15 protein-coding genes and 2 pseudogenes are annotated in these 16,044 nt (G+C 58.7%); 12 read left to right on the plus strand and 5 right to left on the minus strand.

Features of this window, described 5'->3' with window-relative positions; all coding sequences use genetic code 11:
• Positions 1-82 precede the first annotated feature (82 nt).
• A complete protein-coding gene (locus K290_RS0123335; protein ID WP_028754090.1) occupies positions 83-1,012 on the minus strand; it encodes a sugar ABC transporter substrate-binding protein in 930 nt (309 codons plus the stop codon).
• A gap of 229 nt (positions 1,013-1,241) precedes the next feature.
• Between K290_RS0123335 and K290_RS0123340 the strand changes: the two genes are divergently transcribed.
• From K290_RS0123340 to K290_RS0123345, 3 genes and pseudogenes are all read left to right on the plus strand, one after another.
• Positions 1,242-2,075 carry a sugar phosphate isomerase/epimerase family protein gene (locus K290_RS0123340; RefSeq protein WP_028754091.1) on the plus strand — a complete coding sequence of 278 codons (834 nt, stop codon included), beginning with the start codon at positions 1,242-1,244 and terminating at the stop codon, positions 2,073-2,075.
• A gap of 345 nt (positions 2,076-2,420) precedes the next feature.
• A pseudogene (locus K290_RS38980) lies at positions 2,421-2,516 on the plus strand (hypothetical protein); the annotation flags it as partial.
• A gap of 477 nt (positions 2,517-2,993) precedes the next feature.
• Positions 2,994-4,100 carry a GMC family oxidoreductase gene (locus K290_RS0123345; protein WP_245276637.1) on the plus strand — a complete coding sequence of 369 codons (1,107 nt, stop codon included), beginning with the start codon at positions 2,994-2,996 and terminating at the stop codon, positions 4,098-4,100.
• Positions 4,101-4,172: 72 nt separating this feature from the next.
• On the opposite strand, the gene K290_RS0123350 is transcribed toward K290_RS0123345, so the two are convergent.
• From K290_RS0123350 to K290_RS0123360, 3 genes are read right to left on the minus strand one after another with little or no spacing between them, the layout of a single operon-like run.
• Positions 4,173-5,063, minus strand: a complete 891-nt coding sequence (locus K290_RS0123350; protein WP_028754093.1) for an SMP-30/gluconolactonase/LRE family protein — start codon at positions 5,061-5,063, stop codon at positions 4,173-4,175.
• A gap of 50 nt (positions 5,064-5,113) precedes the next feature.
• Positions 5,114-6,145: an L-idonate 5-dehydrogenase gene (locus K290_RS0123355; protein WP_028754094.1), complete on the minus strand. Its 1,032-nt coding sequence runs from the start codon at positions 6,143-6,145 to the stop codon at positions 5,114-5,116.
• Positions 6,146-6,155: 10 nt separating this feature from the next.
• Positions 6,156-7,103 carry a 2-hydroxyacid dehydrogenase gene (locus K290_RS0123360; protein WP_028754095.1) on the minus strand — a complete coding sequence of 316 codons (948 nt, stop codon included), beginning with the start codon at positions 7,101-7,103 and terminating at the stop codon, positions 6,156-6,158.
• A gap of 97 nt (positions 7,104-7,200) precedes the next feature.
• On the opposite strand from K290_RS0123360, the gene K290_RS0123365 reads away from it, so the two are divergent.
• From K290_RS0123365 to K290_RS0123385, 5 genes are all read left to right on the plus strand, one after another.
• The gene (locus tag K290_RS0123365) at positions 7,201-7,959 is read left to right on the plus strand and encodes an SDR family oxidoreductase (RefSeq protein ID WP_028754096.1); all 759 of its coding nucleotides are present in this window, start codon (positions 7,201-7,203) and stop codon (positions 7,957-7,959) included.
• Entirely contained in the window at positions 7,934-8,470 is a 537-nt protein-coding gene (locus tag K290_RS0123370) for a gluconokinase (protein ID WP_081670423.1), read from the plus strand. Before K290_RS0123365 ends, K290_RS0123370 begins: the two co-directional genes overlap by 26 nt.
• Positions 8,467-9,354: an NAD(P)-dependent oxidoreductase gene (locus tag K290_RS0123375; protein ID WP_028754098.1), complete on the plus strand. Its 888-nt coding sequence runs from the start codon at positions 8,467-8,469 to the stop codon at positions 9,352-9,354. Before K290_RS0123370 ends, K290_RS0123375 begins: the two co-directional genes overlap by 4 nt.
• Positions 9,351-9,683 carry a hypothetical protein gene (locus K290_RS0123380; RefSeq protein ID WP_028754099.1) on the plus strand — a complete coding sequence of 111 codons (333 nt, stop codon included), beginning with the start codon at positions 9,351-9,353 and terminating at the stop codon, positions 9,681-9,683. The genes K290_RS0123375 and K290_RS0123380 overlap by 4 nt, the downstream gene beginning before the upstream one ends.
• 133 nt (positions 9,684-9,816) lie before the next feature.
• Positions 9,817-10,827, plus strand: a complete 1,011-nt coding sequence (locus K290_RS0123385) for a LacI family DNA-binding transcriptional regulator (RefSeq protein WP_028754100.1) — start codon at positions 9,817-9,819, stop codon at positions 10,825-10,827.
• A gap of 40 nt (positions 10,828-10,867) precedes the next feature.
• Here K290_RS0123385 and K290_RS34810 read toward each other — a convergent pair whose 3' ends face one another.
• Positions 10,868-12,070: an AGE family epimerase/isomerase gene (locus K290_RS34810; protein WP_081670413.1), complete on the minus strand. Its 1,203-nt coding sequence runs from the start codon at positions 12,068-12,070 to the stop codon at positions 10,868-10,870.
• 344 nt (positions 12,071-12,414) lie between these two features.
• Between K290_RS34810 and K290_RS38455 the strand changes: the two are divergent.
• From K290_RS38455 to K290_RS0123405, 4 genes and pseudogenes are all read left to right on the plus strand, one after another.
• Positions 12,415-12,552 (plus strand): annotated as a pseudogene (locus tag K290_RS38455) (acetyl-CoA C-acetyltransferase); the annotation flags it as partial.
• Between the two features lie 50 nt (positions 12,553-12,602).
• Entirely contained in the window at positions 12,603-13,730 is a 1,128-nt protein-coding gene (locus K290_RS0123395; RefSeq protein WP_028754101.1) for an acyl-CoA dehydrogenase family protein, read from the plus strand.
• A gap of 64 nt (positions 13,731-13,794) precedes the next feature.
• Positions 13,795-15,027, plus strand: a complete 1,233-nt coding sequence (locus K290_RS0123400) for a thiamine pyrophosphate-dependent enzyme (RefSeq protein WP_028754102.1) — start codon at positions 13,795-13,797, stop codon at positions 15,025-15,027.
• A gap of 2 nt (positions 15,028-15,029) precedes the next feature.
• On the plus strand, positions 15,030-16,043 hold the full coding sequence (locus K290_RS0123405) for an alpha-ketoacid dehydrogenase subunit beta (protein ID WP_028754103.1): 1,014 nt from the start codon (positions 15,030-15,032) through the stop codon (positions 16,041-16,043).
• Position 16,044: the final 1 nt, after the last annotated feature.

The following is a 16,044-nucleotide window of genomic DNA, read 5'->3' on the forward strand; positions in this document are numbered from 1 at the left end:
GAAAAGGGAGGCCGCCGGCCTCCCAATGCGTCAAATCACGGCCGCCTTTGTTGCTGCTGACCCGGAGATCGCAGGGTTCGGCTCAGTTGAGGTGCTCGAACTGGCCCATGTTCTCGTTGGTCACCAGCTTGAACGGAATCCAAACTTCCCTGTCGATCTGGTCACCCTTGATCGCCTTCAGCGCGGTGTCGACAGCACCTCGACCCTGTGCCTTGGCATCCTGAAACACGGTTACCTTGAGGTCGCCAGCCTTCATCGCTTGAAGCGCGTCGGGCGTGGCGTCGATCCCGGCGACGAGCGTCTTGTCGGTCGAGCTGCCGGCGCTCTTGAGCGCGGCGATTGCGCCAAGCGCCATCTCGTCATTGTTGGCGATCACCGCATCGAATTTCAGGCCGCTGGTCAGCCAGTTCGAAACAAGGTCCGCGCCATCGACGCGGCTCCAGTTGCCCACCTGCTCGCGAAGGACCTTGATGCCGCTGCACTCGCCGGCGTTCAAGACGTCATGCACGTCCGCAGTTCTCTGCCGGGCCGCCTGACTTGTGAGATCGCCGACCATGATGACGACGTCGCCCTTGCCGCCTAGCATGCGACAGACCTCCTTGGTCTGCAGCGTTCCGGATTCCGTTTCGTTCGATCCTACGAAGGCCTGCTTTTTGCCGAGGCTCGATAGGTCGGTCGGCTGAATGTTGACATAGATCAGCGGAATGCCGGCCTCTTCGGCAATTTTACTCATTGCGGGCGTGCCGTCTGAATCCACCGGGTCGACGATGATCGCCGATACGCCGCCGGCTGCGAAGTTTCGCACCTGATCCAACTGCTTATTGACGTCGTTGGCGGCATCTTCCACCTGCAGATCGATGCCTTTGGTCTTGGCGTAATCCTGCATGCCGTTGGCGATCAGGGTTTGGAAATTGGTCGTCAGGAAGCCCATCGAAACGCCGATCCGATCGGCGGCATAGGCTTGCGATGACAGCACGAGGACGAGCGCAGTTGCGCTTAGAAATTTCAGCATGTTCTCCTCCCAGGAAACAACGACCCGTTCGGTCGCCCAAGAAGAGTTAGCGATAGCCTCAGTATGCGTCCGAGAGTATTTTGATGAAAAACCCTCAAGGGCGGCGGCGCGCCGCGCGCAAAGACATCCGCTTTGCAATGAAGTACCGCTATGATCAAAACCCATCACCGAGCCGTCTGGCAAAGACATGGAAGCCGTGATCTCAGTAGTCCACTGATGGGGAGGCACTATGCAGAGCATGCTCATATTCCAGTCGCTCTGGGCCATGGAGCGACGCAGTGCGAAATATCCGGAACTCACTCTTGAGGAGAACTTGGAAAAAATCGCCGCGGCTGGCTTCGATGGCATCAGTGCCCATTGGACCGACCGCGAGGCTGTCCGCCGTATTGGGGAGCTCTTGAAGCATCATGGTTTGCAGGCGGAAGGACAATGCTTTCCCAAGACCGTCGACGACCTGAAACCCGTGCTTGAGATCGCCGCCGAATACAATGTGCATCACATCTGCCTGCAGCCCGATGTGCGATTGCGACGTCTGGAGGATTGCCTTCCCCTGCTTGAGGGCTGGCAGCGGCTGGGCGAGGAGGCGGGCATCGATGTCTTCATAGAGACGCACCGCGACCGCATGACGACCGATCTTTTCTTCACCCTCGATCTGCTCGATCGTCTTCCGGACTTGCGGCTGCTGGCCGATCTCTCCCATTTCCTCGTCGGGCGCGAATTCGCCTGGCCGGTATCGGACGAAAATCACGCCCTCATCCATCGGATACTCGATAGTTCCTGGGCTTTTCACGGTCGGGTCGCCTCGCGCGAGCAGGTCCAGATCGAGATCTCCTTCCCGCATCACCGACCCTGGGTCGATCTCTTCCTCGGCTGGTGGGAATATGGATTCAGAAGCTGGCGAAAGCGCGCCGGCGGCGACGATGTTCTCGCCCTTACCTGCGAGCTGGGGCCAAAGCCCTATGCAATCACCGGGCGGGATGGCGAAGACTCCACGGATCGGTGGGAAGAAGCCCTGCTTCTCATGCAAGAGGCACGCGCCCTTTGGGCCAGAACGATCGGCTGACAATTCGTGAAATGCGGGAGACATTGTTGGAAAATTTTCATAAAGTCACGCGCTTGGGTAGATTGTGTGAACTCAACCTATGGATGTGGCAACTCGGACGCTCCATAAAAAGCGCAGGCCGTACAGTGGCTGCGACTAATCCTTTCGCTCGAATTACGCGCAATTTTCATTCTACTTAAGACGAAATTGTCGTGCGGAAGGTAAAACATTAGCGTGCTGCGCTAGGTCCGCGCCTCCACGTTCAATCCGTTGGCGATGCGCCGTGACCGATCACGCTTCTTTGAGGGGATGGAAGCGTGACTGCGGCTGCTGTCCAAGGACGTCAGCTCAAAATCGGGGGACGAAATGTTTGCGGATTTAGAGATTTTTCAGCAGGTGTTCGACGTGTGCGTCGTGGGTGCGGGGCCCGTCGGCATTGCCGCTGCGCTGGAATTGAGCAGGCGCGGCATGCGAACGCTGCTTCTCGAGGCCGGGCCGAAACAATCGAAACGGCCGCAAAGAAACGATACCGGGTTCGATATAGGAGACGATACCCATCATGCTGCGGACCAAGTCACTTCGGCGACCGGACTTGGAGGCACGTCCGAGCGGTGGGGCGGGCAATGCGTTGAACTGGATGACATAGATTTCGAAACGAGAGACTATGTTGCACACTCCGGTTGGCCCATTTCTCACGAAAAGATTTCGCCTTTCTATGAGCGCGCGCGGGCTTTTTTGAGCAGCAATGTCGGCGAGCGATCGGGGCCGGAACCGGAACCCGATAATGATTTTCCGATATCGCGCGAAAGCTGGACACGAATACGCAACACGGCAAGAGCCAACAGGGCCGAGCTCGCCTCTTCGAAGAACCTCTTCGTTGCCCTGGATACGAGGGTCAAATCCTTGGCTTTCGACCCGGTGGAAGGACGTCTTCATTCCATGTCGATTGCCTGCCGCGGTGGTTCGTACAGGGTGCGCGCCGACCACTATGTGCTGGCCTGTGGCGGCAGGGGCAATACCCGGCTGCTGCTGAATCTCCAGGTTGCGTTTCCGCAATTGTTCGGCGGCAGCAATGGGCCGCTCGGGCGCTTTTACATGGGGCACATCGCTGGTCAGATCGCCCAGATCGAATTCGCTACAGAAGAACATGCCGAGCGGTATCTTTTCAAGCGCACATCCAACGGAACCTTCGTGTGCAATCGGTTTCAGCCCGGCGCCAAGTTGCAACGGACATTCGAACTGCCGAATATCGCGTTTTGGCCGACGAACCGCAGGGCCGCTTTCGGCGAGACCGACCCGGCGCTCTCGCTGCTATATCTCTGGAACAGCCGGAAGGCCGTCGTCCATAAGGCCGCATTGAGCGAAGCCGATCGATCCCGCTATTCCAGCGTGCTGAATAATGTACTGCGCAATCCGGTTGGCGCGACCTATGCCGCGCTTGGCTTGTTTCGGCAAAAATATGGTTTGGCCGAACCATATCTTGTGCTGCGCAGACCCGATATGAGGTATGGCCTTCGTTATCACGGCGAGCAAATTCCAATCAGTTCAAACCGCGTCTTCCTCAAAGGCGAGCAAGACGCAGACGGCCAGTTCAAGCTCGAGGTCTCATTCCAGTATTTGCCTCAGGATATTCGCGGGACGCTCCAAGCGCATCTCGCGCTTGATCGCTGGCTGAAGGAGCGGAAAATCGGCAAGCTGATATTCGATGTAGCTTCCGAAAATCTCGAAGGACATATCGTCGCGCAAGCCAAGGACGGCTACCATCAGATCGGGTTGACTAAGATGGGCGTGGATCGCAACCACGCCGTCGTTGATCACAATTGCCGCGTCATTGACATTGCTAACCTCTATATTGCCGGCAGCTGTGTTTTCCCCACATCCGGGCAAGCTAATCCCACGCTTCCCGCGGTCGCCTTCGCCGTCAGGCTCGCAGAACATCTTGTCACCGAGATCCGCCGTCAGAGCACGCCGGCCACTTTGTCGATGAGCAGCCGCCTGGAGCCGAAAATTGTAGTTCCTCTGAGCGTCCCCCGAAGTATGTGCTGAGGAGAAGCGCCGAGGTGATGCAAAGCTGAAATTTCGACCTTGCCTGGTCGGAAGTCTTCTCGAGTTTCTCGATCAAAGCGCTCCGCATCTGTTCAGGGAAACCGCGTAAACGCTCGTGGTTGCCGTGATGAAGAGCTTGTGTCTGCCGCGTCCGCCGAAGCAAAGATTGGAAACCGTCTCTGGAACCAATAGCTTACCCATCAAATGTCCGTCGGGAGCGATGCAATGGACGCCGTCGCCCGCCGAGGACCAAAGGTTGCCGTCGCTGTCCAGCCGCATTCCGTCGGCGCAACCCGGCGAGATCTGATGAAAGACATCGCCGCCGGTCAGATGCCAGTTTTCCGCAACGTCGAAGACGCGGATATGGCGTGGATCATCACTGTGCATGCGGCCGGTGTCTGCAACATAAAACTTCTTTTCATCCGGGCTGAACGCCAGTCCGTTCGGACAATTAAAATCGGTAAGCACGGCTGAAATCGATCCTGAAGGATCGACGCGATAGACGTTACAAGGCAGTTCCTGCTCGCTTTTGTATCCTTCGTAGTCCGTGGCGATGCCGTAATGCGGGTCCGTGAACCAGATGGCGCCATCGGAAGCCACGATGACATCGTTCGGCGAATTCAGCCGCTTGCCTTGATAGCGGTCTGCAATGACGGTGATCGAACCGTCAAATTCCGTGCGGGTCACGCTCCGGCTGCCGTGTTCGCAGCTTACCAGACGACCCTGCCGATCACGGGTATGCCCATTCGCAAAGTTCGACGGTTCGCGAAAGACGCTGGTGCCGACACCTGGGATCCAGCGCATGATGCGATTGTTAGGGATGTCAGAAAAGAGAAGGCAATTGAGGTCGCCGAACCAGACAGGCCCCTCGACCCAATCAAATCCGCTGGCAATTGGTTTGACGGGAGCATTGCCGAGGACGAACTTACCGAAAGCCGGATCCATGATCTCGAAGAACGACATATTTTACCCTTCATCTTGCCCTTGTACGACGTCGCCCCTGAAGTCGTGCCTCAGGAGAAGACGATCTGCGCCTTCATGGCTCGGCTGCGATCAGAGGCGATGTCGAAAGCGCCGATCGCGTCGACAAGCGGCACGGAATGGGTGATTAGCGGCTTGACGTCGATCAGGCGCTTGCGCATCAGCTCCACGCCGACGGCAAATTCCTCATGGAAGCGGAATGAGCCGCGCAGATCCAGTTCCTTGGCGGTAATAGTCTGCATCGGCAATGTCATGTCGCCGCCGAGACCCAGTTGCACGATGATCCCGCGCGGTCTCAGCGCCGCAATGCCACTGGCAAGAGCAACGGCCGCCCCCGAGCATTCATAGAGGATGTCGAAAGTTCCCTTGTCTGCCGAATAGGCGGCAAGCGCTTCTGGTTCTTCCTTGGTGTTGATGACCCTGTCCGCGCCCGCTTGCTTGGCAACCGAGAGCGTGAAATCCGATAGATCGGTCGCGACGATTTCCGCAGCACCGGAACGTCGGGCGGCCAGGATAGACAAGACACCGATCGGTCCGCAGCCGGTGACGAGAACCCGTTTGCCCAGCATCTCGCCGGCGCGCTTCGTCGCGTGCAGGGTGACGGCCAGCGGTTCGGCCATAGCCGCTTCACCGGTCGTCAGCCCGTCGGCGGGGACGCATTGAATGGCATCGGCAACCAGCGTTTCGCGGAATGCGCCTTGAATATGCGGAAAAGGCATGGCGCTGCCATAGAAGCGCATGTTCAGGCACTGATTGTGCAGGCCTTGTTGGCAATAGCGGCAGGTCCGGCAGGGGCGCGACGGCGAGACGGCGACGAGCTGGCCGACTTCGAGCCCCTGAACGCCGGCGCCGAGGGTCGTAACCGTTGCACTGACCTCGTGTCCCAGGATCATCGGCTGCTTCAGGCGAACGGCGCCGAAGCCGCCGTGGTTGTAATAGTGCAGGTCGCTGCCGCAGATACCGCCCGTGGCGAGCCGCAGCTTGACCTCGCCCGCACCCGGCTCTTCGTCCGGATACTCCTCGATCCGCAGATCCTTGGCGGCGTGAGCGACGATGGCCTTCATGTCTTTCTCCTCAAAGAACGGGGGTGGGCAGCGGCTGGCCGGCAAAATGGGCGGTCAGATTATCGCGGACGAGCTGGCCCATGGCCTTGCGCGTCTCGATCGTGCCGGAAGCATGGTGGGGCTGCAGAAGCACATTGTCCAGCACCAGAAAACGCGGATTGAGCTTCGGTTCGCCTTCGAAGACATCGAGTGCCGCCGATCCAAGCTTGCGCGCTTCGAGCGCGTCCAGCAAGGCTTCCTCATCGATGTTCGATGCGCGCGATATGTTGATCAGCATGCCTTCCGGTCCGAGCGCCTCGATAACATCGCGTCCAACGATATGGCGCGTCACGGCCGAGGCCGCCAGCGTTACGAACAGAAAATCGGATTGCTCTGCAAGTCTGACCGGATCGCTCACGAACTCCATGTCGCTTGCATAAGGTTTTGCCTCGACATCGGAGTAGGCGATCTTCATGTCAAAGCCTTTCAGTCGTTTGGCGACTTCGAAGCCGATCCGGCCAAGGCCGAGAACGCCGGCCCGCCGTCCCCACACGCGCCGCTTCAACGGATAAAGGCCCTTGCTGCCCCAGCTTCCGTCTCGCACCCATGTCTCGGCGCCGAGCATGCCGCGCGATTGGCAGAGCATCATGGCAACTCCCAGATCGGCCACATCGTTGGTCAATACGTCGGGCGTATTGGTCACGCGAATGCCTCGTTCCCGGCAGGTGTTAAGATCGACCGCGTCGAAGCCGACGCCGTAGACTGAGATCAGTTCCAGGTTTGGGCAGGCTTGGATCATGGCGCTGTTAGCGCCGAGTTCGCCGCGCGTGGCGATTGCTCTTATGGATGGCCCGACCTCCGTTAGAAGCGCAGCTTTGTCCGCGGCTTCGAAATAGCGATGGACGCGAAATGCCGCATCGAGGGGCTCCTGATCCCATTGCGGATAGGGACCCACCTGCAGGATAGCCGGCTTTTCCATCTTTTCGTTTCCTCCCTTATACTGGCCTTGACATCGAATGTTATCGATAACATAAACAGGGATATCGGCATTTGTCGAGATGCAAAAGGAGGAAATCGTGTCTCTTGGCCTCTTCGATCTAAAAGGACGGCGCGCGCTTGTGACGGGTTCGTCGCAAGGCATCGGCTTGGCTCTTGCCCAAGGACTGGCGGCCGCGGGCGCCGAGTTGGTGCTCAATGGCCGCGATGTGGAAAAGCTAACGAAAGCTGCGGCTCAGTTTGACGGCATAGCTCGGATATTGCCGTTCGACGCGACGGACCATGAGGCTGCTCGTCACGCGATCGATGATTTCGAAGCCAAAACCGGTGCCATCGACATATTGGTCAACAATGCGGGCATGCAGTTCCGCACGCCCTTGGAAGATTTTCCTGCCGACGCATTCGAACGACTTCTTCGAACCAACATATCGAGCGTTTTCAACGTCGGTCAGGCCGTTGCTCGTCACATGATCAAGCGTGGCGCCGGCAAGATCATCAACATTGCCAGCGTCCAGACGGCACTGGCACGACCCTCGATCGCACCCTATACGGCAACCAAAGGCGCAGTCGGCAATCTCACCAAGGGTATGGCGACGGATTGGGCGAAATACGGACTGCAATGCAATGCCATTGCGCCAGGCTATTTCGACACGCCATTGAATGCGGCGCTGGTCGCCGATGCCGATTTCTCCGCATGGCTTGAGAAGCGCACGCCGGCCGGGCGCTGGGGTCGCGTCGAAGAGCTGGTCGGCGCCTGCATCTTTCTCGCCTCCGATGCATCCTCTTTTGTCAACGGACATGTGCTTTATGTTGATGGCGGCATCACAGCTTCACTCTAAAGCGATGCGGCCGCGCCGGTTCGTCATCATGGGCGTTTCCGGCTGCGGCAAATCATCAGTCGGCGCGGCGCTCGCCTATCATCTGTCGGGCATCTATATCGATGGCGACGACCTTCATCCGGCGGCGAACGTTGCCAAGATGAGTGCGGGCGTGCCGCTCACCGACGCGGACCGATGGCCCTGGCTGAACAGCGTCGGGGAATGCCTCGCGCAGGCAGAGGAACCGGTGCTGATCGGGTGTTCGGCGCTGAAGCAGATTTATCGTGACACGATCCGTGCCGCCGTCGATGGGCCGGTGCGCTTCATTCATCTTGCCGGCAAAAGAGAAGTGATTGCGGCTCGCCTGCAACTGCGGCAGGGACATTTCATGCCGGCCGCCTTGCTCGAGAGCCAGTTCGCTGCGCTTGAGCCGCCTGGGCCGGGTGAGCAGGCAGTCACCGTCGATATCGATCAACCGTTTGATACGGTCATAGCGGCTATTATCGCCGCGCTGGAGGAGGAAGAGCTATGAGCAGCAAAGTTGCGCTGATCGGCGCAGGCGCGATGGGCGGAGCCATCGGTGCGCGCCTTGTGGAGACGGGGAACCATCTGACGGTCTTCGATCTTGACACCGAAAAGGTGGCCGCGCTGACGGCAAAGGGCGCCTATGCTGCCGCAAGTGCCGCCCTTGCCGCCTCCGTGTCGGACTATGTCATTCTCAGCCTGAACTCGCCGCGCATCGTGCGTGCCGCGGTATTCGGCCCCGGCGGCGTCGCCGAAAGCGCCAGGCCCGGAACGCTGATCATCGACATGTCCTCCATTGATCCCGAGGCAACAAAGGAGCTGGCCGCGGATGCTCAGGAAAAAGGCCTGCGCTGGGTGGATAGCCCGCTGTCCGGTGGTGCGCCGAAGGCTCTGATCGGCCAATTGACGCTGATGGCCGGCGGCCTCGAAGAAGACGTCAAGGATGCGCATCAGGTGCTTCGTCACGTCGCCTCGAACTATACCCATATGGGCCCGCCCGGTGCGGGCCAGACCACGAAACTGATCAACCAGGTGCTCTGCGCGCTGAACTTTCTCGCCGTTGCGGAAGCGACCCAACTGGCGCTCGACGCCGGCGTCGATGCCGCCAAGATCCCGCAGGCATTGAAAGGGGGACGCGCCGATAGCGCCATTCTCCAGGAATACATGCCGCGTTACGTCGCCAAGGACTACCGCCGGACAGGCCGCATCGACAACATGGTCAAGGATCTGAACGGTGCGCAGGATCTCGCCCGACGCACCAACACTGCCATGCCGCTGACGGCTGTCTGCGCTGAAATACACCGCATGCTGACGGCAGCCGGCCTCGGCGGCGAGGACCAGGCGGCATTGATGGAATTTTTCAAGGGGCCGAACAAGGAGATCGCCGAATGATTACCCGATATGCACTATTCGAAGGCAAGGTTAAGGACGGCGAGGCCGACGCATTTCGCGACGCAGTCATCGAGACCATCCTGCCGAAATGGAAGCAATTTCCAGGTGCTCTGGATGTGCGCGTGTCTTTCGCGCAAGCCAGAGACGAAGGTGCACCGGAATATCCGATGATTCTTGCCGTCAATTATCCGGATATGGCTGCAGTCGAAGCCGCGCTTGCGAGCCCGGTTCGTGCCGAAGCCCGCGCGGCGACGGAGGCGGTGCTATCCCGGTTCTTTGAAGGGCGCATTCATCACCACGTCACGGTTGCCCACGAATTCGTGCTCTGACCTCATTTTGCCTTGACGATACTGGGTGCGGAGCCGGAAAGCTCCGCATTTTCATTTCAGGATGGCCAAGGGTGCCTCTTGCCATTTTGAGTGAAGGCATATTACTCTATGGTAACGATAACATAGGCCATAGATGAGCAACACTCGCAAACCGCCGACCATGGCAGACGTAGCCCGCGTCACGGGAGTTTCCCCGATGACGGTGTCGCGTGCCTTTAAGGCCGACAGCCTGATCAGCAAGGAGAGGAGAGAGGCCATCCTCCGGGCTGCCGAAGATCTCGGCTACGTTTTCGACAGTACGGCCTCAAACCTGCGCTCGCAGAAGTCCGGTTTCGTCGCGGTGACTATCCCTTCCATCAACAACGCCAATTTCGCCGATACCGTCGGTGGGCTTTCGGATACGCTGGCCACGCGCGACATGCAGATCCTGTTGGGCTACACCAATTACAACACGCAGGAGGAGGAGCGGCTTATCGAGCAGCTCTTGCGCCGCAAGCCGCAGGCGATCGTCGTGACCGGCGGCAAGCATACGGAACGCGGCCGTCGTTTGTTGGAGACGGTCAATATCCCGGTGATCGAGACCTGGGACATTCCCGCCGAGCCGATCGACCATTACGTCGGATTTTCCAACGCCAATGCGGTTCGCGACATGGTGGATCACTTCGTCCGCGCCGGCTACCGCCGCATCGCCTTCATCGGTGGCGATGTCGGGCGGGATACGCGCGGTAGCGAACGGCGGATTGGCTTTGCTGCGGCAATGCAAGTACACGGGCTGGATGCATCGCGCCTGATCGCCGCCGGACTGCCGCCCATCTCCATGCGGGAAGGGGCGAATGCGATGGCAAAGCTGATCGAGATCTATCCGGACACCGAAGCTATCGTCTGCGTGTCGGACCTTGCGGCCTACGGCGCTCTGACCGAGTGTCGTCGCTTGGGCGTACCCGTGCCGGAGCGTTTTGCGATCGGCGGCTTCGGCAATTACGAAATCGGCGAAGTCTGCGTGCCCACATTGACCACGATCAATGCCTTCGCGCGCGAAATCGGCGAAAAGACCGCGGCATTGATCCTCGATATCCTTGATGGAAAGCAGGGCATTGATGTCAGGATCTCGCCCGAACTCATTGTGCGCGACAGCAGCCGATAGAGATTGGCTGATCCCGTTCGGTCTGTGTTCACAGTCCATTTTACATGCTCGCAACCCTCGGCATGGCCAGTGTCGTTTGGACGACAGAGCCTTTATTCGTTCGCTCAATTTCCATACCTTCGAGGTCGAGATCGGCGACGAGTGTCCAGAGATGATAGAGGGAGCTGCCTGGTATCGAGGTCGCGATAAAATTGCCAGCGCCGTCGAAACAGTCTCTCCACATACCGTATGGAGGATGGCTTAGATATTCTGTCATAATCTGTGCCGCCAGTTCGCGCGCATTCGTCAAATTGATCGGATCATTTTGCGCGACGTATTCAGCGATATAAGCTTTGAGCAACTCAGTCTGCGGCCACAGGCGCCGCGAATTTTTAGAAATGCGCCCGTCATCGAAAACCTCGTCGAGAATAAACGGGACGGTCGATCCATTGCGACAACGCTGAGATGCCGCGAGGAGATCTGAGCAAAGCTGCGCATAGTTTCCCTTCGCTAGCTTTTCATATTTCCGAATTAGCCAAACCCACTCTGCCATGTGGCCGGGCTCAATTCGATCTGAGCCATATTCGTTTGAGATTTCCCATGCGGGGCCAAAAAACTCTCGGAGCAGCCCACATTTCGGATCGTAAAAATGTGTTTGAAATAGTGCGAAAATGTCGTGGGCGCGCGTGACATAACCGTGGGATCCGTCGGTCTCCCACAACGCAAGACATGCTTCGAAAAAGTGCATATGGGGATTCTGCCGGCGCGGCAAATCACCGCTTGCGGTCTCTGCCCAACCACCGAAATCTGCTGCGAGCGTTGTGTCGATCGCGGCCAGTGTCTCATCCGCAATCGATTTATAGAGGTTGTTTCCGGTCGCCTTGAACAGCCACGCAAGTGCGAGAAGAACGCAAGACTGATCATAAAGATCTATCTCCGGATCCACCACGCGAGAGGCTTTCCGATCGTATGAGCGGGCAAATCCTGGCCGTTCGCCAGGAATCCAACAGATACTTCTTAAGCTATCGAATGCAATTTGCGCTTTATCCAATGCCTCTCTGGGCGCAGCATTTTGACAGTAAGCATGTGCGAACACATAAATCTGACGCGCAGCGGTCCGAGTTCGCACCACCGTGCTGCCCGTCTGAGATCCATCGAGGACCAACGCTTCTACAAACTGGGCCGCGTCGCCATCGAAAGCTAATTTGAGCCAAACCGGGAGTATGGTGTCGATCAGATGTGTTTTAAGAGCACGCAACGGCATATTAAATTCTTTAAAATCAATCGGGCTGATCGTGTCTTTGCGTTGCTGACTTGTCGTGTGAGCCAGAGGGTGAGCACCGTTTGGCTTTAAGATTCATCAGATAAGGCGCCATTAAAATCAGCAAAGAACGGGACGACAAGTGCCTGTATCCGTTCAAATTGTCACAATCAATGCGTGAAGATTCAATTCACGGCGCCAGTAAAAGAGCATACCGCCGCTGTGCGCTTGTTTCGAACGTGTTGGAGTTGCCGCATAACGACTGCACAGGATCAGGTTTCTGACTGGGCACCGGCGTGAGCGCCCTTCTCGCAAAACGCAACCGACCAGCGCCACGACCGCCAACAAAAGTACTCGGCTCGCGAAACCAAACAACCATCATGGCTCATGACCTGATTGCGCGCCCCTCAGTTGCCGCGACAGGTGGCATGGAAAGCGCAGCGAATGCGCCCTATCTCCTTGATAGGGCTCGTGGTGGTTACAAGAGGCCACGACCGCCGCAATCGAGCAGCGCGAGCAAAAAGGGAAGGAACCGATGATCTTTTCCGAACTCCAACAGCAAATCCGCGATCTTGCCCGCGACTTTGCCCGCGAACGCTTGGCGCCAGGCGCAGCCAAGCGGGACCGAGAGCATCTCTTTCCGCGCGAAGAACTGAAGGAGATGGGCGAACTCGGTCTGCTCGGCATGCTGGTGCCGGAAGCCTATGGTGGGTCGGATGCTGGTGTTGTCGCCTATGCCATGGCACTTGAGGAAATTGCCGCAGGTGACGGATCGTGCTCAACGATCATGAGCGTGCATAGCTCGGTCGGCTGCGTGCCGATCCTGAAATTCGGCACTGAGGAGCAACGACAGCGCTTCCTGCAGAAACTTGCGAGCGGCGAATGGATTGGCGGCTTTGCGCTCACCGAGCCGCAGGCTGGCTCTGATGCCTCGAACCTGAAAACCCGTGCGCGGCGTGAGGGCGACCACTATGTGCTTGATGGCGCCAAGCAATTCATCACCTCGGGCAAGAACGGCCATGTTATCATCGTCTTTGCTGTGACCGATCCTGACGCCGGCAAGAAGGGCATCACTGCCTTCATCGTGCCGACGGATATGGCAGGCTATGAGGTAATCCGCGTTGAGAAAAAGCTCGGGCTGCATTCTTCGGATACCTGCCAGGTCGCCTTCAACGGCATGCGCATTCCGATCGAATTGAGGCTCGGTGCGGAGGGCGAGGGCTACCGTATCGCACTCGCCAATCTCGAGGGCGGCCGGATCGGCATCGCAGCGCAGGCCGTTGGCATGGCGCGGGCTGCCTTCGAGGCGGCGCGCGACTACGCTCGCGAGCGCACGGCCTTCGGAAAGCCGATCATCGAGCATCAGGCCGTTGCATTCCGCCTTGCCGACATGGCGGCGCAGATTGAGGCGGCCCGCCAGCTCGTGTTTCACGCCGCCACCTTGAGGGATGCCGGGTTGCCCTGCCTGTCGGAAGCCTCGATGGCGAAGCTCTTTGCCTCGGAAATGGCGGAGCGCGTCTGCTCCGACGCGATCCAGATACATGGCGGTTATGGCTACATGGCCGATTACCCGGTCGAGCGCATCTATCGCGATGTGCGTATCTGTCAAATCTATGAGGGAACGAGCGACGTGCAGCGCATGGTGATCGCCCGTAATTTGTGAGAACCACATGCGATCCTGCTCCTGGAGGAGAGGAGTAAGGCCGATAGAGGAGGAAAAAATAGACATGCTGGATTCTTCTCATTTAGCCCTACACGTCCCTGAACCCGCCGTCCGCCCAGGCGATGAGCCTGATTTTTCCAACGTCAACATCGCTAAAGCCGGTTCCGTGCCGCGGCCGGAGGTGGATGTCGCATCTGAGGAGATCCGCGATCTTGCCTATTCCATCATCCGCGTGCTGAACCGCGAGGGCGAGGCGGTCGGTCCCTGGGCTGGTACGCTCTCAGATGCGGAGTTGCTGACCGGCCTTCGCAACATGATGAAGCTGCGCGCATTCGACGCCCGCATGCTGATGGCTCAGCGGCAAGGCAAGACGTCCTTCTATATGCAGCATCTCGGCGAAGAAGCTGTCAGTTGTGCCTTTCGCAAGGCGCTCAGGAAGGGAGACATGAATTTCCCGACCTATCGTCAAGCGGGCCTTCTGATTGCGGACGATTATCCGGTGGTCGAGATGATGAATCAGATCTATTCGAACGAGAGTGATCCCCTGCATGGGCGGCAGCTACCGATCATGTATTCCTCCAAGGAGCACGGATTCTTCACCATTTCCGGCAACCTCGCAACTCAGTACGTGCAGGCAGTGGGCTGGGCCATGGCCTCGGCAATCAAGAATGACAGCCGCATTGCAGCGGGCTGGATCGGCGATGGCTCGACGGCGGAATCGGATTTCCATTCAGCGCTCGTCTTCGCCTCGACCTATAAGGCGCCTGTCATCCTCAACATCGTCAACAATCAGTGGGCGATCTCCACCTTCCAGGGAATTGCGCGCGGCGGCTCCGGCACATTCGCCGCCCGGGGCCTTGGCTTCGGCATTCCGGCGCTGCGAGTCGATGGAAACGACTATCTCGCCGTCCATGCTGTTGCCTGCTGGGCGGCCGAGCGCGCGCGGCGCAATCTCGGGCCGACACTGATCGAATACGTGACCTATCGCGCCGGGGCGCATTCGACCTCGGACGATCCGAATGCCTATCGTCCCAAGACGGAATCGGAGGCCTGGCCACTTGGTGATCCCGTGCTGAGACTGAAGAAACATCTGATCGTCAGGGGCACATGGTCTGAGGAGAGGCATGTTCAGGCGGAAGCTGAAATCATGGACGAAGTGATCGAGGCGCAGCGCCAGGCAGAGCAGCACGGCACGCTGCGTGCCGGCGGCAAACCTTCAGTGCGTGACATATTCGAGGGCGTCTATGCCGAGATGCCGCCGCACATCCGCCGCCAGCGGCAGAAGGCGGGGTATTGAGAATGGCCAGGATGACGATGATCGAGGCCGTGCGCAGCGCCATGGATGTCTCGATGGCGCAGGACGACAATGTCGTCGTTTTCGGCGAGGATGTGGGCTATTTCGGCGGTGTTTTCCGATGCACGCAGGGACTTCAGGCAAAATACGGCAAAACGCGCTGTTTCGACACGCCGATAAGCGAATCGGGAATCGTCGGCACGGCGATCGGCATGGCCGCCTATGGGCTGAAGCCCTGTGTCGAGATCCAGTTCGCCGATTACATGTATCCCGCCTATGACCAGTTGACACAGGAGGCGGCGCGCATCCGCTACCGTTCCAACGGTGATTTTACCTGTCCGATTGTCGTGCGCATGCCGACAGGTGGCGGTATCTTCGGCGGTCAGACGCACAGCCAGAGCCCGGAGGCGCTTTTCACCCATGTCTGCGGGCTGAAGGTGATCGTGCCATCCAACCCCTATGACGCAAAAGGCCTGCTGATTGCTGCGATCGAAGATCCAGATCCCGTGATGTTCCTGGAGCCGAAGCGGCTCTATAACGGTCCCTTCGACGGCCATCATGAGCGGCCGGTGACGCCCTGGTCTAAACATGATCTCGGAGAGGTGCCCGAAGGCCATTACACGATCCCGATCGGCAAGGCCGAGATCCGGCGCGAAGGCTCGGCAGTCACCGTCATCGCCTATGGCACGATGGTGCATGTGGCGCTCGCCGCGGCCGAAGATGCCGGCATCGATGCCGAAGTGATCGATCTCAGGAGCTTGCTGCCCCTTGATCTGGATACGATCATCAATTCGGTCCGGAAGACCGGACGCTGTGTCGTCGTGCATGAGGCAACGCTGACGTCAGGCTTCGGGGCTGAGGTCGTCGCGCTGGTGCAGGAATATTGCTTTTATCATCTGGAGGCGCCGGTCGTGCGCGTTGCCGGCTGGGATACGCCTTATCCGCATGCGCAGGAGTGGGATTACTTCCCGGGTCCTGGCCGCCTCGGGCAGGCGCTTACCGAAGTCATGGGGGCCTGAG

It is taken from the genome of Rhizobium leucaenae USDA 9039 (genome assembly GCF_000426285.1).
GTDB classification, from domain to species: Bacteria; Pseudomonadota; Alphaproteobacteria; order Rhizobiales; family Rhizobiaceae; genus Rhizobium; species Rhizobium leucaenae.

Bases quoted from the DNA above. Each gene is read 5' to 3' on its own strand.
- K290_RS0123345 (WP_245276637.1), top strand. From the start codon at position 2,994: ATGTCGATTGCCTGCCGCGGTGGTTCGTACAGGGTGCGCGCCGACCAC.
- K290_RS0123350 (WP_028754093.1), bottom strand. From the start codon at position 5,063: ATGTCGTTCTTCGAGATCATGGATCCGGCTTTCGGTAAGTTCGTCCTC.
- K290_RS0123395 (WP_028754101.1), top strand. From the start codon at position 12,603: ATGATCTTTTCCGAACTCCAACAGCAAATCCGCGATCTTGCCCGCGAC.
- K290_RS0123380 (WP_028754099.1), top strand. From the start codon at position 9,351: ATGATTACCCGATATGCACTATTCGAAGGCAAGGTTAAGGACGGCGAG.
- K290_RS0123370 (WP_081670423.1), top strand. From the start codon at position 7,934: ATGGCGGCATCACAGCTTCACTCTAAAGCGATGCGGCCGCGCCGGTTC.
- K290_RS0123335 (WP_028754090.1), bottom strand. From the start codon at position 1,012: ATGCTGAAATTTCTAAGCGCAACTGCGCTCGTCCTCGTGCTGTCATCG.
- K290_RS0123360 (WP_028754095.1), bottom strand. From the start codon at position 7,103: ATGGAAAAGCCGGCTATCCTGCAGGTGGGTCCCTATCCGCAATGGGAT.
- K290_RS0123340 (WP_028754091.1), top strand. From the start codon at position 1,242: ATGCAGAGCATGCTCATATTCCAGTCGCTCTGGGCCATGGAGCGACGC.
- K290_RS0123400 (WP_028754102.1), top strand. From the start codon at position 13,795: ATGCTGGATTCTTCTCATTTAGCCCTACACGTCCCTGAACCCGCCGTC.
- K290_RS0123375 (WP_028754098.1), top strand. From the start codon at position 8,467: ATGAGCAGCAAAGTTGCGCTGATCGGCGCAGGCGCGATGGGCGGAGCC.
- K290_RS0123385 (WP_028754100.1), top strand. From the start codon at position 9,817: ATGAGCAACACTCGCAAACCGCCGACCATGGCAGACGTAGCCCGCGTC.
- K290_RS0123355 (WP_028754094.1), bottom strand. From the start codon at position 6,145: ATGAAGGCCATCGTCGCTCACGCCGCCAAGGATCTGCGGATCGAGGAG.
- K290_RS34810 (WP_081670413.1), bottom strand. From the start codon at position 12,070: ATGCCGTTGCGTGCTCTTAAAACACATCTGATCGACACCATACTCCCG.
- K290_RS0123405 (WP_028754103.1), top strand. From the start codon at position 15,030: ATGGCCAGGATGACGATGATCGAGGCCGTGCGCAGCGCCATGGATGTC.